The following is a 15839-nucleotide window of genomic DNA, read 5'->3' as shown; positions in this document are numbered from 1 at the left end:
CCTTCGGGGCCGGGGCTTTTCGCGCGATTGATCGGCGTCAGTGTTCGCTACCGTGCCACTTGTTATTGGTTTGCGCACGCTACGCTCTCACTTCCTTGCCAATCGCGCGCAAAGCACCCGGCGCGACCGTGACAGGTTGTGCAGAGCTTCCCTAGAATGCCGTTCCTGGTCGACGGCCTGCGCGCCGTGCCTTTTCGTTTCAACCGCGAGACTCACTATGGCCGAATACCGTGCACCCACCCGCGATATGCTCTTCGTCCTCAACGAGGTACTGGACGACCAGCGCATCCGCAATCTGCCCGGTTACGAGGACTACGAGCCGGAAACCGTCTCGGCCGTGCTCGATGAGGCCGCTCGCTTCGCTGCAGACGTGCTCTCGCCGCTCAACTGGCCGGGCGACCGGGAAGGCGTGCACTGGAGCGAGGACGGCATCGCCGCGGCCGAGGGGTTTGGTGCGGCTTACAGCCAGTATGTCGAAGGCGGCTGGAACGGGCTGGCCGGCTCGGCCGATCACGGCGGTATGGGCATGCCGCGGGTGCTGGGCGCGGCCGCAATGGAAATGTGGAACGCCGCCAATATGTCGTTCGCCCTGTGCCCGCTGCTCACCGCGAGCGCGGTCGAAGCCCTGGAAAACCACGGCAACGACGAACTCAAGCAGACCTATCTCGACAAGCTCGTCACCGGCGAGTGGACCGGCTGCATGGATCTGACCGAGCCCCAGGCCGGTTCCGATCTCGCCCAGGTGCGCAGCAAGGCCGAGCCCGACGGCGACGCCTATCGTCTGTTCGGCCAGAAGATCTATATCACCTGGGGCGAACACGACATGGCCGACAACATCATCCATTTCGTGCTCGCCCGCCTGCCCGACGCACCGGCCGGCGTGAAAGGCATCTCGCTGTTTCTGGTGCCGAAATACATCCTCGACGAGAACGGCAACCCCGGCGAGCGCAACGACATGCGCTGTGCCTCGGTCGAACACAAGCTCGGCATCCATGCCTGCCCGACCTGCACCATGAGCTTCGGCGAGGACGGCAAGGGTGCGCTCGGCTATCTCGTGGGCGAAGAGAACAAGGGCCTGGCCCATATGTTCACGATGATGAACGCGGCCCGGCATGCCATGGGCGTCCAGGGCCTGGGCATCGCCGATCGTGCCTACCAGCGCGCGCTCGAATACGCCCGCGATCGCCAGCAGGGCGGTCGGGCGATCGCCGAACACGGCGACGTCAAGCGCATGCTGCTGTCCATGCGCTCCCAGACCGACGTGCTGCGTGCGATGTGCCTGGATTCGGCCAGCGCCCTGGATATCGCCGAACGCAGCGACAACGACGAGGAACGCGCCGCCGCCCAGGCCCGCGCCGATGTGATGATTCCCGTGGTCAAGGCCTGGGGCACCGAGCTGGGCGTGGATATCGCCAATACCGGTATCCAGGTGCATGGCGGCATGGGTTTCGTGGAAGAAACGGGCGCCGCCCAGTACCTTCGCGATGCGCGTATCGCGCCCATTTATGAAGGCACCAATGGCATCCAGGCCATCGATCTGGTCGGGCGCAAGCTCATTCGCGACGAAGGCCGCGGCATGCGTGCGCTCATCGCCGATATTCGGGCCACCGCCGACGGCCGCGCCGAGGGCGCCAACGAACACCCGGCACTCTCCGATGCGCTGGACCTGCTCGAAACCGCTACCGATACGCTGCTCAAAGCGGGCCGCGATGCGGCCATGGCCAACGCCTTCAACTACCTCATGCTCTGCGGCACCGTCTTCGGCGGCTGGTATGCCGCGCGTATCGCGGACGTGACGAAGAAGGCGCTAGACGGGGGCACCGATGAGCCCGACTTCTACGAAGCCCGTCAGGCCTGTGCCCGTTTCTATGTACGCCAGATCCTGCCCAAGGCGCGCGGCTATGCCGCGATGGTCGAGGGCGGGCCGGACGTGATCGACAGCGTCGACGCCCAGCGCCATCTCTAAGCCGGGAGGGCGCGTGCCGGCACGAGGCAGCGGCCGGCGCGCGACGCCCTGTATCGATTCAGGCGCTACTGGCTGAGTTCGGGCATCGGCCGCGGATGCGGACGGCGCCAGTCGTGGCCGCGCAGCATCATCTGCCAGTACATCATCGGGAAAACATGGCGCTTGAACAGCCAGTGAAGGCGCCGCGGCTGGCGTGGGTCCAGCGGGAAGCTCGATACCACTTCCTGGTCGTAGCGAAATTCCGCGAGCAGCACGCGCCCGTGTTCGACGGTGAGCGGGCAGGCGCCGTAACCGTCGTAGAGCGGCGCGTCGCCGCCGAGTTCGAGCGCGTTCAACACGCCGTCGACCACGGTGGGCACCTGACGGCGCACGGCGGCCATGGTCTTGGCGTTGGGCGTATCGGTACAGTCGCCCAGAGCGAAGACGTTGTCGTAGGCGGTATGAAGCAGCCGGTGGCGATCCACGCTGACCCAGCCAGCGGCACCAGCGAGCGCGCTGCTGCGAATCACATCCGGCGCGGACTGCGGCGGCACCACGTGGAGCATGTCGAAATCGCGTGTGACCTCGCCCTCGGCGGTTTTGAAAGTCGCTTGCTGGCGCTCGCCGTCCACGCGAATCAGGTCGTGGCCGAAATAAGGTGTCGCTCCGTAGCCGGCGATCACCTTGTCCAGTTCCCGGGCATAGACCGGAACGCCGAACATGCTCGCGCCCTGGTTGTAGAACTCGATGGCGGCGTTCACCCCGCGCCGGCGTAGCGTATCGGCGGTCAGATAAAGCGCCTTCTGCGGTGCGCCGGCGCACTTGATCGGCATGGCCGGCTGGGTGAACAGCGCCCGCCCGCCGGCGAGCGTGCTGGCGAGCTCGTGGGTGTAGGGCGCGTGGTCGTAATGGTAATTCGAGGTCACGCCGTTGCGCCCCAGGGTTTCGACAAGCCCCTCGATGGCATCCCAGTTCAACTGCAGCCCGAGCGCGACCACCAGCACGTCGTATCCGTGCTGGGCGCCGCTGGCCAGGGTGACGCGGTTCGCTTCGGGTTCGAAGCTTGCGATCGTGTCCTGTACCCAGCGTGCGCCCTCGGGCATCACGTCGGCCTGGGCACGGCGTGTGTGTCGTTGCGGCATGTCGCCGCCACCGACCAGCGTCCAGCCAGGCTGGTAGTAGTGTTCGGTACTGGGCTCGATCACGCTCACGTCGAGATCGGGGTGTCGGCGCAGCAGCGCCGAGGCCACCGACAGACCGGCGGTGCCCCCGCCGGCAACGAGAACGCGGTGATGGGCGATAGGGGCATTCGAGGGTTCGGTCATCGTGGCTATCTTCTGCTGAGCGGGTGATGCAGGGCTACAATCCCTGTAGTTCGGTTATTAGCTAACGTTTAAAAGTTATTAAAAACGGCGTTGAAGCGCCGGAATGTTATCAGCGGGGCGAGCCTGTCAATGGATATAGATCAACCCGAGGTGGTCGGTTTCTTCGATCGCAAGACGTTCAGCGTGCAATACGTCTGTATCGACCCGGCCACCGATCGATGCGCGATCATCGATCCGGTGCTCGATTACGACGAAAACGCGGCCCACACACGAACCGACTCGGCGGACGCGATCATCGCCTTCATCAGCCGGCGCGGTCTCACCGTGGACTGGATTCTGGATACCCATCCACATGCGGACCATCTATCGGCCGCGATCTATCTCCAGCAACGCTTCGATGCGCCCCGTGCTATCGGCCGACAGGTGGTCGAAGTACAGAAACTCTGGAAAGACATCTACAACTTCGGCGACGATTTCCATGCCGACGGCCGCCAGTGGGATCGTCTTTTCGACGACGGCGATCGCTTCGAGATCGGTCGCATGCAGGCAGGGGTGATGTTCTCGCCCGGCCATACGCTCGCCTCGATCACTTATGTCGTGGGCGACGCGGCGTTTGTGCACGACACGCTGTTCATGCCCGACTTCGGTACGGCGCGTGCCGATTTTCCCGGCGGCGATGCGGCCACGCTCTACCGATCGATTCAACAGATACTCGCGCTGCCCGACGACACGCGATTGTTCACCGGGCACGACTACATGCCCGGCGGGCGCGAGCCGCGCTGGCAGTCCACCGTGGCCGAGCAGCGTGCGAACAACCCGCACCTGCAGAACATGAACGAGCGTGCCTATGTCGAGCTGCGCAAGCGTCGCGACGCCGAACTCCCGTTGCCGGCGCTCATGCTCGCGGCACTGCAGATCAATATCCGCGGCGGGCGATTGCCGACGCCGGAGGCCAACGGCACCGCCTATCTCAAGATCCCGCTCAACGCGTTCTGATCTGTATCGAAACGCGCGTTCAGATCGAAGGCTGGTTGACCCGCTTCGATAGCGCCTCGGGGCTTTCCACCCGTTCCGAATAGCGATCGGTGAGGTAGTCGTTCTGATCGCGCAGCAGCAGGGTGAACTTGACCAGTTCTTCCATGACGTCGACAACGCGGTCGTAGAAGGGCGATGGCTTCATGCGCCCGGCCTCGTCGAATTCGTTGAAGGCCTTGGGCACCGACGACTGGTTGGGGATGGTGACCATGCGCATCCAGCGTCCGAGTATGCGCAGGTTGTTGACCACGTTGAACGACTGCGAGCCGCCGCAGACCTGCATCACCGCCAGCGTACGGCCCTGGGTCGGGCGCTGGCCGCCGACAGACAGCGGCAGCCAGTCGATCTGGCTTTTGAATACGCCGGTGATGTTGCCGTGGCGCTCTGGGCTGCACCACACCTGGCCTTCGGACCAGAACGATAGCTCGCGCAGCTCGGCCACCTTCGGATGATCGGCATCGGCCTCGTCGGGCAGGGGCAGGCCGTGCGGATCGAAGATCCGTGTCTCGGCGCCGAACGCCTGGAGCAGCCGGGCGGCCTCCTCGGTCAGAAAACGGCTGTAAGAGCGTTCGCGCAACGACCCGTACAGCAGCAGGATGCGCGGCGCAGGGCCCGCCACGGGCGAGCGCAGAGTGAGATGTTCGCGTGCGACATTGGGCAGATCGCGCAGGGCATCGTCGTTCATGGCAAGGCTCTCGAAGCGGGGAAAATCACGCGCCGATAAGCGCCAGCCAGCCGGCCAGCGCGGTGAGGGTGACAAGCAATACCGGCACCGTAAGCACGATGCCGATGCGGAAATACTGGCCCCAGCCGATGGTCAGCCCCTTGCGGGAGAGCACGTGCAGCCAGAGCAGGGTGGCCAGGCTGCCGATGGGGGTGATCTTGGGGCCCAGATCGCTGCCGACGACGTTGGCATAGATCATCGCCTCTTGGGCCAGCCCCGATACATGGCTGGCATCGACCGACAGCGCGACCACCAGCACGGTGGGCATGTTGTTCATGATCGACGACAGGAAGGCGGCAAGAAAGCCGGTGCCCACGGTGGCCACCCACAGCGATTGCGCGCCGAGCGTGTTCAGCAAACCCGCCAGATAGGCAGTCAGGCCCACGTTCTGCAGTCCGTAGACCACCAGATACATGCCCAGCGAGAACACGACGATATCCCAGGGTGCGCCGCGAACGACCTTCATGTTGTTGACCACCGACCCGCGCTGGGCGATGGCCAGCAGCACGGCCGCCCCGATGCCGGCGACCACGCAGACCGGTATGCCGGCGACCTCGGCCACGAAAAGACCGACCAGCAGCAGGGCGAGCACCCACCAGCCGGCTTTGAAAACGGCTGCGTCCTTGATGGCCTCGCGGGGTTCGCGCAGCTGCCCGGCATCGAAGCGTGCCGGGATTTCGCGCCGAAAGTAGGCGTACACGATCGCAATCGAAACCATCACCGATACGACATAGACCGGCGCCATGACGGCGGCATAGCTGCCGAAGCCCAGGCCGAAGAAATCCGCCGAGACGATATTGACCAGATTGGACGTGACCAGCGGCAGGCTGGCGGTATCGGCAATGAAGCCCGCGGCCATGACGAACGCCAGGGTCGCGCCGGCAGAAAACCCCAGCGCCAGCAGCATTTCGAACACGATGGGCGTGAGGATGAGCGCGGCCCCGTCGTTGGCGAACACCGCCGAAACCAGCGCACCCAGCAACATCACCAGCACCAGCAGCCGCGGCCCGTGCCCGCCGCCGCGCCGGGCTACATGCAGGGCGGCCCATTCGAAAAAGCCGGCTTCGTCGAGCACGAGGCTGATCAGGATGATGGCCACGAAGGTAAACGTGGCGTTCCAGACGATGCCCCACACGGTGGCAATATCGGCGATATCGACCACGCCGGTGGCCAGTGCGACCAGCGCGCCGGCGGTGGCGCTCCAGCCGATACCCAGACCGCGCGGCTGCCAGATCACCAGCGTCAGGGTGGCAACGAAGATCAGGAGGGCGAGAATCGTCATGGCGTGTTCGTAGAGCAAAGCAGGGCCGTCATGCCGGTCGGCATGGGCAGCGATTAAGCGCGGTTCGGGTTAGGCCAAGGGCAGGTCGGCGAGCAGGGCCTCGACGCGCTTTCGAATCGCGTCGCGTGTCGTGGCAAAGACACGGGCGATCTCTTCGCGGCTGCCCTGGGCACGGGCCGGGTCGTCCAGGCCCCAGTGGAGTTTGCGGGTGCCGGCCGGCAGCAGCGGGCAGTGTTCGTCGGCATGTCCACAGACGGTGACCACCGTATCTGCCCAGTCGATATCCACATCCGCCAGAATCGACGATGCCTGGGCAGAGATATCGACGCCGGCGTCCTGCATGGTCGCCACGGCGTTCGGGTTCAGCCCGTGCGCCTCAAGGCCGGCCGAGCGTACGGCCACCCGGCCGCCGCCCAGATGACGGGTCCAGCCTTCGGCCATCTGCGAGCGACAGCTGTTGCCGGTACACACGTAGAGAATGTTCATCCGTATCGAATCCCCGCTTAGCCGGCGCAACGGGCGCCGGGCCGATCGGCCATGGTGGCTAGGCGTTGTGTATCGCTGATGAAGGGTTCGCGCTCGGCGTTGGCCCGCCAGGCGGTATTGATGATGTCGCCGACCCAGGCAGGCAGCTGTTCTCGGATGCGGTAATACACCCAGATACGCTCGCGCCGGTCGTCGACCACGCCGGCATCGCGCAGCAGTTTCAGGTGGCGTGAGATCTTGGGCTGGGACAGGTCAAGCGCATGCACCAGCTCACATACGCACAGCTCGCCGTGGGCGGCGATCAATAGCAGGCAGCGCAGCCGTGTGTCGTCGGCGAGCGCCTGAAATACCTCGTGGGCGGCCGGTTCGGCGGCCAAGTGCTCGGGTTGAACAGTCATCACATTCGATAATTCGTATATACGAAAAATAGAATATACGGATTATCGAATAACGCAAGTCGGCATGACGGCTATCGCGGGCCTATAGCTGCCTTGGGTTGGGCGTCATGGTCCGCGCCCGTCGACGATTCAGAGCCCCTGGGCACCCCGACGCAGCCAGCCATGGACGAAGGCCAGCTTTTGCCGTGCCGCATCAGACAGGGCGAACGGGTAGAGATCCGACAGCCCCATGGAGCGGTTGACGTGGTTCACGCCGGTGGCCAGCGAGGCCGCGACATGAATCAGGCGATCTGAGTCGGGTTCTGCGTAAGGGTCCCAGCCGCGGTCCGGCAGATCCGGCGATGACAGGCCGGCAGCCACGAAGCTGTCGGTGATATCGGTCAGATGTAGCAGATGAGCCACGGTTTCGGCCCAGTCCTCATGCGGATGCGCCGAGGCATAGGTGGTCAGAAAACGCAGCGACCAGTCCGGCGGCGGGCCGTTCTCGTAATGGCGCTGCAGCGCGGCGGGGTAATCGGCCCGCTCGTCGCCGAACATGGCACGAAATGCGTCGAGAAAATCGTCGCGCAGGCTCAGACGCCACCACAGCATATGCGCGATCTCATGGCGCATATGGCCGATCATGGTGCGATAACGTTCCTGTAGCGCCTGGCTGCGGGTAGCGCTTACCACCGGGTCGGCCTCGGTCACGCTGATCGTGACCACGCCGTCGACATGGCCCATGGGCACCGGGGCCCAATCTTCGGCGAGCATATGGAAGACCGGCCGCGTGCCCGGATCTTCCGGGCGGAACCAGTGCCAGCGGCCCAGGTTGTCCAGCGCCCAGCGTTTGGCGGCTTCCGTTTGCGCCCAGTTGGCCATGGCGCCGTCGATGGCCGGGTCCGGTGCGAGCGCGGTCATGGCACAGGAACGACAGAAGGCCCCCTGTTCCGGGGCAATCCAGTTGCAGCCGATGACCTCACGGTTGATACAGAAGGGCGGCATCGGCACGAAGGCGCGTGCCTGTGGATCGTAGGCCACCGGCGTGCCTTCGGCGGTGGTGAGATTATCGAACCAGAGCGAACCGGAACCGACCGGGTTGGCGAATACGCGCATGCAGCAAGAGCTCCGAGAGCCAGAATGAAAAGTCTGGGGACACGTTCGGCTGTTCCCGGTCGCGGGTCAACCGCCGTCGATCCAGCCAGCGCCCGTGCGCGTTCTCGCGGCGCCGCAAACGAAAAAAAAGCCCGGCCTGAACACAGGCCGGGCTTGGCACCGCAGGTGCGGTCGATCAGCTGTTTTGAAGCAGCTGCCGGCGCAGGTCCAGCTTGCTGAACTTGCCTGTCGAGGTGCGCGGAATCTCGTCCACGAAAACATAGTTTTCCGGCACCATCCATTTTTCCATACGCTCGCGCAGGAAGTTGGCCAGATCCTCGGACGACAGCTCGCGGCCTTCGCGCAGCACGACCGCCGCCAGCGGGCGTTCGCCCCATTTCTCGTCGGGCTGGGCCACCACAGCCGCCTCGGCAACGTCTTCGTGGCCCATGATGGCGTTTTCCAGCTGCACAGAGGAAATCCACTCACCGCCGGACTTGATCACATCCTTGGTGCGATCGGTGATGTTGATATAGCCGTCGGCGTCGATCGTGGCGATATCGCCGGTACGCAGCCAGCCATCGGGCGTGAACTTGTCTTCGCTGTTCTCCAGGCGGTAGTAGCTGCCCGTGATCCAGGGCCCGCGCACCTGGATTTCGCCCATTTCCTTGCCGTTCCAGGGCAGGGGCTGGCCTTCATCGCCCACGATGCGGGTATCCACGAAGGGCACGGCCGTACCCGCGGTCGCACGAATCGCGTACTGCTCGTCTTCGGAGCGCTTCTGCACGTTGGGCTTCAAGCGCGCGGCCGAGGCCAGCGGCGAGGTTTCGGTCATGCCCCAGGCCTGGACCACGGTCAGCCCGTATTTGTCGAAGCGCCGGATCATGGCTTCCGGTACCGCTGAGCCGCCCACCGTCATGCGCATTTCCGGGTGCAGCTTCCAGCGATTCGGCTCGGCGTCGAGGGCGTTGATGATGCCCATCCAGATGGTCGGCACGCCGGCGGTCACGTTCACCTGTTCGGACTCGTATACCTTGAGCAGGCTTTCTGCGTCCATATGCGGGCCGGGAAAGACCTGCTTGGCGCCGGTCAGCGTCGACACATAGGGCAGGCCCCAGGCGTTGACGTGGAACATCGGCACCACGGGCAGAATCACGTCGTTGTACGACAGGTTCAGCGTGTCCGGCGTGGCCGAGGCCATGGCATGCAACACGCTCGAGCGATGCGAATAGACCACGCCCTTGGGCTTGCCGGTGGTGCCCGAGGTGTAGCACATGCCGCAGGCGTCGTATTCGCTCTTTTCAGGATACTCGAATTCGCCCTGGGGCGAGGCCAGGAAGTCGTCGTAGCCGATCATGCCGTCCGGTACCGGCTTGCCGGCCAGCGGTACGACGATGATCTTTTCGAAATTCACCTGGTCGGCGAACTTCTCGTAGAGTGGTAGCAGCACGTCGTCGATGATCAGGATGCGGTCTTCGGCGTGGTTGACGATCCAGGCCACGTCGTCCGGCGGCAGGCGCAGATTGAGCGTATGCAGTACCGCGCCGGTGATCGGGATACCGAAATAGGCTTCCAGATGCGCGTAAGTGTTCCACGAAAAGGTCGCCACGCGATCGCCGTTCTTGATGCCGGACTCGATCAGCGCCTGCGCCAGCTGCTTGGCGCGCTTGACCATGTCGGCATAGGTATAGCGGTGCAGGCTCTTGTCCGGCATGTGGGTGACGATTTCCACATCGCCGAACTGGGTACCCGCGCGCTCGAGAATATCGTCGAGCAGCAGCGGTCGGTCCATCATCGTGGATTGCATGGGATCTCCTCTAGCTTGAGTTGGCGCCGGTGTAAGGCGTTGTTCTGTTTTAGCGTTGTTGAGCATCGCATTGGCGTGGCGGCAGCGTCCATATTCGTTGGCCTATACCGATATTCCGAACCGCCAGTCTGGAAATGCCCGCGGTGGCAGGGCGGCGTGCGAGCCCGCGTGAAACGGGGTTTTGATCGGCCGGCGGCGGAACACGGCGACCCGTTCAGCTGCCATACGTTCTCAAGCGTAGGCTCGGAGCAAGTCGATTGTCTGCGCAATGCTTAACGCTCGATTCGGAATGAAGAAGGGGTCTGGCAATGAATAAACGTCTGTTGTCCGTATTGGTTTCCGCCGCGCTCGCGATCGGCCATGCCGGCGGCGTAATGGCCGGCGATCTGAACGTCGATGAGGTGCAGGCCGAGCTGGATGCCGCCACGCCGGAACAGCCGGCCGATTTTTCCGGTCATGATTTGCGCTACCTCGATCTGTCCGGCATGGATCTGTCGGGCGCCAACCTGGCGGGTGCGAATCTAAGCGAGGCTCGGCTGGAAAATACGTGCCTCGAAGGCGCCAGCCTGATCGGTACCAACCTCGACCATGCCTGGTTGGCCGGTGCGGATCTTTCCAACGCCAATGTGTCGGGAGCAACGCTCAGGCAGACGCAGCTGAGTGGCGCGCGGCTAGCGGCGGCGGATTTCACTCAGGCCGATCTGAGCGACGCAACGTTCGCCGACGCGACGATGGCCGAGGCCGATTTCACCGGCGCGCTGATACAGGGCACGGATTTCGCCGGCGCCGAACGCAGCGGTACGCGCGGCTTGAACGTGCCAGAGAGTGTTGTTTCGTCGACCGGCTGAACAACTGGCACGGCCTTGGCATGTAGCGGCAAACCCCATGTCGAACCACGCAATCGATGAATCTCAACAGCGGCGATCTGGAACGGTTGCGCGTTTTCTTCGCCATCGTTCAGGCCAACGGCATTGCCAACGCGCAGGGCGTGCTCAACAAGGATGCATCGACGATCAGTCGAGCGCTCACCCAGCTCGAAGAACGTCTGCAGCTGCGCCTGTGTGAACGAGGGCGGCAAGGTTTTGCGCTTACGCCCGAGGGCCGGGCGGTACATGCGCGGGCGCGGGAACTGTTCATGTCGCTCCGCGGCTTCGAACAGACCGTCGACAGCGTGCGCGGCATTGGCGGTGGCACGCTGCGCCTGGCGATCATCGACAACATAGTCGCCGATAACCAATGCCCGCTAGTGGCTGCGCTACGCGATTTCATGCAGCCGCAGGCGGGTCGCGATATCGACTACAGCCTGAACGTACTCACGCCCCAGGCCATGGAGAAGCAGCTTCTCGACAAGCGCATCGATCTGGCGCTGGGCGTATTCGAGTCACCGCATGACCTGCTCGAATACACGTCGCTCTACAGCGAAACCGATTATCTCTATGCGGCGGCGCGGCACCCCGCCTGTGCGGTCGGCGACGATGCACCTGCGCTGGCCGAGGTACTGGCGACCACGCGCTTTGCCTCACGCAGTTTTCTGGACGATGCCGAGCGCGCATTGCTCGGCCTCGATATCCGTACCCGAGTCAGCCACGCGAGCAATCTGGAAGCGCTGCTGGCGCTGATCCTGTCCGGGCAGTACGTCGGCTTCATGCCGACCCACTATGCCCAGCCGTGGGTCGAAAGCGGCGCATTGTGCCGCATCGGTCCGGCGCGTTATTCGCGCCGCTCGACCCTCAAGGCCGCGATCCATCGCGACAGCACTTCGCGTGCCATCGTCACCGAATTTCTGGCCCTTCTATGTGAACGCGGGGCCGATACACGTGAACCTGCGGAATGCGTCATGTAAGCCGTTCGGCGTGCGCGCTAACGTGAAACGCACCCTCGAAAACCGGACTGAATCCATGCGCCGTTTCATCGTGCTGGGCGTGCTTCTCGCCATCTTCTGTCAGCCGAGCGCGGCTCGCGCCGAGCCCACCTACCGCGTGGCATGGACGATCTATGCCGGTTCCGTGCCGCTGGTTTATGCCGAGCAGACCGGTCTGCTCGATCGCTGGGCGGATCGCTACGACATCCATATCGAAACCGTCCAGATCAACGACTACATCGAAGCGGTCACCCAGTTTTCGCTGGGCCAGTTCGATGCCGTGATCTGCATGTCGCTGGATGCGCTCACCATCCCGGCGGCCTCTGGTATGGATACGACGGTGATCGCGCCGTTGAGCACCTCGGCCGGCAGCGACGGGCTGATCATGCGCGGCGACGACCCGCAGCTGACCGATCTTAAAGGCCAGCAGATCAATCTCGTGGCCTTGTCCGGTTCGCACTACCTGCTGGCACGCGCGCTGGACTCGGTCGGCCTCGCCGAGCCGGACGTGACCGTCATCAACACCTCGGACGCCGATATCGGTGCGGTCATGGAAGATGCCTCGGCCCAGGCCGTGGTGACATGGAAACCCCAGCTCACCACCATTCTCGATCAGTACGACGATACCCATCTGGTATACGACTCGTCGGATATCTACGGCGAGATCGTCGACGTGGTGATCGCGCCGACCGACAAGCTGTCCGAACACCCCGATTTTGCGCGCGCGCTCGCCGGTGCCTGGTTCGAAGCCACGGCCGCGCTGGATCCGGCGCACCCCGAACACGAGCGCTTGCTGGCGGTCGCCGCGGATACGCTGAGTACCGATATCGAAAGCGTACAGAGCCAGCTCGCCACCATCGACTTCTTCAGCCCGGACGAGGCTATCGAGCTGATCCAGAGCGAGGATTTCGACGCCACGCAGCAGCGTATCGCCGAGTTCGCGTTCAAGCACGGTCTGCTCGGCGACGGGCTGCCGAGCGCCAACTTCATCGGCATCGAAAACGGGCACGGCGATATCATCGGCAATGCCGACAACGTGCGCCTGCGTTTTCCCAATGAATGGCTCGCCGAGGCGGCCAAACAGAGCGCGCCGTGAGTCGGCCGTTGCCGAGGCTGGCCGGCGCCTGCCCCTATGCTTGGCCGGTGGGCGGCGACTGGCGCGCCGCGGACACCGCGCTGCTGGTGATCGACATGCAGCGTGATTTTCTCGACCCGGACGGCTATTTCGCCGCGCTGGGCGAGAACGCGGGCGAGCTGCGCGATGCGGTCGCGCCCGCCGCGCAGGTATTGATGCTGGCCCGTGAGCTGGGCATGCGCGTGATCCATACCCGGGAAGGGCATCGCCCCGACCTGGCCGATCTCAACAAAACCAAGCGTGCCCGCGCCCAGGCCATGGGCGCGCCGATTGGCAGCGCGGGCCCGTTGGGGCGGCTGCTGGTACGCGGCGAGCCGGGCTGGGACTCGGTTGCCGAAATGGCGCCGGTCGCCGACGAGATCGTGGTCGATAAATGCGGCAACGGCGCCTTTCATGCCACCGACCTCGACCAGATCCTGCGCGCCAACGGTATCCGCAACCTCTGGTTGCTCGGCGTGACCACCGATGTCTGCGTCTCTTCGACCATGCGCGAGGCCAACGATCGCGGCTATGATGTGCTGCTGATCTCGGACGCCTGCCGTGCGGCCACGCCCGCGTTGCACGAAGCCACACTCGCGGGTATCGAGCGCGAAGGCGGCGTGTTCGGCGCGCATATATCGAGCAGCGCGCTGGTGAAAGCCGTGCGCTAGCCGCGCGCGGTAAATACGTCGCGGTATAGTGCTGCGCAATAATCCATCAAGAGGTTGCGTATGCGTTACTGGGAGGACTTCGAGGTCGGCGAGACCGAACGCTACGGCGCCTATGCGGTGACCGAAGCCGAGATCATCGAGTTCGCCAAGGCCTACGATCCGCTGCCGTTTCATACCGATCCGCAGGCTGCCAAGGACAGCCCCTACGGCGCGCTGACCGCGCCGGGGCTTTTGACCTGTTCGATCTTCATGCGGCTGCTGGTCGACCATGTGTTGCTGGACGCCGCGTCGATGGGCTCGCCCGGCGTGGATCAGGTGCGCTGGCTCAAGCCCGTCTATGCCGGCGATACCCTGTCGGTGCGACAGCAAACCCTGTCCACGCGCGTACTGGAAAGCCGCCCGGAAATGGGCCTGGTGAAAAACCGCTTCGAGGTGCTTAACCAGCATGACGAGGTGGTCTGCGATATCGCCTCGAACGGGCTGTTCGCGCGCCGCGACGCAACCGGGGCCCCGGCATGATTCATTACGAAGATCTGAGCGTGGGCGACAGCGTCGTACTGGGCCCAACCAGCGCCAGCGCCGAGGAAATGATCGCCTTTGCCCGTCGCTACGATCCGCAGCCTTTCCATCTAAGCGACGAGGGCGCTGCCCATACCTATTTCGGGCGCCTGGCCGCCTCGGGCTGGCATACGGCGTCGTTGACCATGCGCCTGATGATGACCGGCCGCGACGAGCCCCTGGCCAGCCTGGGCTCGCCCGGTTTCGAGAACCTGCGCTGGCGCAAGCCGGTCTATCCGGATGATCAGCTCAGCGCGCAGGTCACGGTCGCGGGCAAGCGCCTGTCCGAATCGCGTCCCGAGATGGGGCTGGTGCAGTTCGAAGTCGAAACCCGCAATCAGGACGACGCGGTGGTGATGAGTTTCCTGTCGACGTCGATGATCGCCCGCCGCGAACCCGGCTGAAACAGCCTCCGGGCCGCGCCGCGCCTCAGGTGCGGTGCGGCTCGCCGAGATACTCGCTCGAACTCATTTCGTGCAGGCGGCTCGCGGTACGTTCGAACTCGAACTCCAGGCGCGTGCCCTGGTAGAGGTCGTCCGGCTCGGCTTCGGCGGTGCAGAACAGGTTCACGCGGCGATCGTAGAATTCGTCCACGGCGTTGATGAAGCGCCGGGCGGCGTTGTTTTCGTTGTCGTCGAACACGGGCACGTTCGACACCATGATGGTCGAGTATTCGCGCGCCATCTCGATATAGTCGTTGGCCGAGCGGTTGCCCCGGCACAGATCCTCGAAATCGAACCAGACCGCGCTGTCGGCGCGACGCATCACCGGAATCTTGCGCCCCAGAATCTTCACGTTGCCGCCTTCGACATCGCGGCCGGTGGCCAGGCGTTCGAAATGGCTGGCCAGCACCGCGTCGGCTTCGTCGCCGGTGGGCGTCTGGTAGGTGGCGGCTTCGTCGATACGATCCAGCCGGTAGTCGGTGCCATCCTCGAGATGCATGACGGTGCAGTACTGCTTGATGCGCTCGATCGCCGGCTTGAAGCGTTCGCGCTGCAGGCCGTCCTTGTAGAGATCGTCCGGGTCCACGTTGGAAGTGGTCACCAGCGTCACGCCGCGCTCGAACAGCTCTTCGGTCAGGCGGGCGAGAATCATCGCATCGGCCACGTCGGAGACGAAGAACTCGTCGAAGCACAGCACGCGATCGCTCGCCCATTCCTTGGCGATGAGCTTGAGCGGGTCGGACTTGTTCGCGTATTTCTTGCGTGCCTCGTGCACCTTCTGCATGAAGCGATGAAAATGCAGCCGCGATTTTTCCTCGAAGGGCAGGTTCTCGAAGAAGCAGTCCATGAGGTAGGTCTTGCCGCGGCCCACGCCGCCCCACAGGTAGAGCCCCTTGACCGGCTCGCGTTTATCCTTGCCGAACAGGCGTTTGCTGGTGGGGTTGTCGAGCAGCGCCTCGTGGATTGATTGCAGCGCGTCGACCGCCTTTTCCTGTTCGGGGTCGCGTACGAAATCCTCGCGCTCGAGATCGGCGTCGTAGCGCGCGCGCGGCCCGGCGGCGCGATCCGCGGTGAAACCATTATCAGCCATGCAACGTCTCGTGCTTTAAAACCGGT

Annotated in this window: 16 protein-coding genes; 8 read left to right on the top strand and 8 right to left on the bottom strand. The window is 64.1% G+C overall.

Annotation, left to right across the window (positions count from 1 at the left end):
* Positions 1 to 217: 217 nt before the first annotated feature.
* Positions 218 to 1966 (top strand): acyl-CoA dehydrogenase, encoded by a 1749-nt coding sequence (locus CMN27_RS04540; RefSeq protein ID WP_293624338.1) that lies wholly within the window; start codon positions 218 to 220, stop codon positions 1964 to 1966.
* A gap of 65 nt (positions 1967 to 2031) precedes the next feature.
* On the opposite strand, the gene CMN27_RS04535 is transcribed toward CMN27_RS04540, so the two are convergent.
* A complete protein-coding gene (locus CMN27_RS04535) occupies positions 2032 to 3270 on the bottom strand; it encodes an FAD/NAD(P)-binding oxidoreductase (protein ID WP_293624336.1) in 1239 nt (412 codons plus the stop codon).
* Positions 3271 to 3399: 129 nt separating this feature from the next.
* On the opposite strand from CMN27_RS04535, the gene CMN27_RS04530 reads away from it, so the two are divergent.
* Positions 3400 to 4266, top strand: a complete 867-nt coding sequence (locus tag CMN27_RS04530) for an MBL fold metallo-hydrolase (protein WP_293624334.1) — start codon at positions 3400 to 3402, stop codon at positions 4264 to 4266.
* A gap of 19 nt (positions 4267 to 4285) precedes the next feature.
* On the opposite strand, the gene arsH is transcribed toward CMN27_RS04530, so the two are convergent.
* The 6 genes from arsH to CMN27_RS04500 form a co-directional block, all read right to left on the bottom strand.
* Complete coding sequence (arsH, locus tag CMN27_RS04525; protein ID WP_293624332.1) at positions 4286 to 4990, bottom strand: arsenical resistance protein ArsH; 705 nt, start codon at positions 4988 to 4990, stop codon at positions 4286 to 4288.
* A gap of 25 nt (positions 4991 to 5015) precedes the next feature.
* The gene (locus tag CMN27_RS04520; protein ID WP_293624330.1) at positions 5016 to 6311 is read right to left on the bottom strand and encodes an arsenic transporter; all 1296 of its coding nucleotides are present in this window, start codon (positions 6309 to 6311) and stop codon (positions 5016 to 5018) included.
* 69 nt (positions 6312 to 6380) lie between these two features.
* Entirely contained in the window at positions 6381 to 6797 is a 417-nt protein-coding gene (locus tag CMN27_RS04515) for an arsenate reductase ArsC (protein WP_293624328.1), read from the bottom strand.
* A 17-nt stretch (positions 6798 to 6814) separates the two neighbouring features.
* Positions 6815 to 7195, bottom strand: a complete 381-nt coding sequence (locus CMN27_RS04510; protein WP_293624326.1) for a metalloregulator ArsR/SmtB family transcription factor — start codon at positions 7193 to 7195, stop codon at positions 6815 to 6817.
* Positions 7196 to 7324: 129 nt separating this feature from the next.
* Positions 7325 to 8290: a putative zinc-binding metallopeptidase gene (locus CMN27_RS04505; RefSeq protein ID WP_293624324.1), complete on the bottom strand. Its 966-nt coding sequence runs from the start codon at positions 8288 to 8290 to the stop codon at positions 7325 to 7327.
* 175 nt (positions 8291 to 8465) lie between these two features.
* Positions 8466 to 10076: a long-chain fatty acid--CoA ligase gene (locus tag CMN27_RS04500; RefSeq protein ID WP_293624322.1), complete on the bottom strand. Its 1611-nt coding sequence runs from the start codon at positions 10074 to 10076 to the stop codon at positions 8466 to 8468.
* Positions 10077 to 10384: 308 nt separating this feature from the next.
* On the opposite strand from CMN27_RS04500, the gene CMN27_RS04495 reads away from it, so the two are divergent.
* The 6 genes from CMN27_RS04495 to CMN27_RS04470 are packed head-to-tail and all read left to right on the top strand — an operon-like array spanning position 10385 to position 14684.
* Positions 10385 to 10924 carry a pentapeptide repeat-containing protein gene (locus CMN27_RS04495; RefSeq protein ID WP_293624320.1) on the top strand — a complete coding sequence of 180 codons (540 nt, stop codon included), beginning with the start codon at positions 10385 to 10387 and terminating at the stop codon, positions 10922 to 10924.
* A 56-nt stretch (positions 10925 to 10980) separates the two neighbouring features.
* Positions 10981 to 11919, top strand: a complete 939-nt coding sequence (locus CMN27_RS04490; RefSeq protein WP_293624318.1) for a LysR family transcriptional regulator — start codon at positions 10981 to 10983, stop codon at positions 11917 to 11919.
* A 55-nt stretch (positions 11920 to 11974) separates the two neighbouring features.
* Positions 11975 to 13033: a putative urea ABC transporter substrate-binding protein gene (locus CMN27_RS04485; RefSeq protein ID WP_293624316.1), complete on the top strand. Its 1059-nt coding sequence runs from the start codon at positions 11975 to 11977 to the stop codon at positions 13031 to 13033.
* On the top strand, positions 13030 to 13722 hold the full coding sequence (locus CMN27_RS04480; protein ID WP_293624314.1) for an isochorismatase family cysteine hydrolase: 693 nt from the start codon (positions 13030 to 13032) through the stop codon (positions 13720 to 13722). Before CMN27_RS04485 ends, CMN27_RS04480 begins: the two co-directional genes overlap by 4 nt.
* A gap of 60 nt (positions 13723 to 13782) precedes the next feature.
* Positions 13783 to 14241 carry a MaoC family dehydratase gene (locus CMN27_RS04475; protein ID WP_293624312.1) on the top strand — a complete coding sequence of 153 codons (459 nt, stop codon included), beginning with the start codon at positions 13783 to 13785 and terminating at the stop codon, positions 14239 to 14241.
* Positions 14238 to 14684 (top strand): MaoC family dehydratase, encoded by a 447-nt coding sequence (locus CMN27_RS04470; RefSeq protein ID WP_293624310.1) that lies wholly within the window; start codon positions 14238 to 14240, stop codon positions 14682 to 14684. The genes CMN27_RS04475 and CMN27_RS04470 overlap by 4 nt, the downstream gene beginning before the upstream one ends.
* A 25-nt stretch (positions 14685 to 14709) precedes the next feature.
* Here CMN27_RS04470 and zapE read toward each other — a convergent pair whose 3' ends face one another.
* A complete protein-coding gene (gene zapE, locus CMN27_RS04465; RefSeq protein WP_293624308.1) occupies positions 14710 to 15813 on the bottom strand; it encodes a cell division protein ZapE in 1104 nt (367 codons plus the stop codon).
* Positions 15814 to 15839: the final 26 nt, after the last annotated feature.

The sequence above is a fragment of the Salinisphaera sp. genome (genome assembly GCF_002729955.1).
Lineage (GTDB): Bacteria > Pseudomonadota > Gammaproteobacteria > Nevskiales > Salinisphaeraceae > Salinisphaera.
The sequence above is the reverse complement of the archived record's forward strand: the minus strand, read 5'-3'. Positions and strand labels throughout refer to the sequence as shown.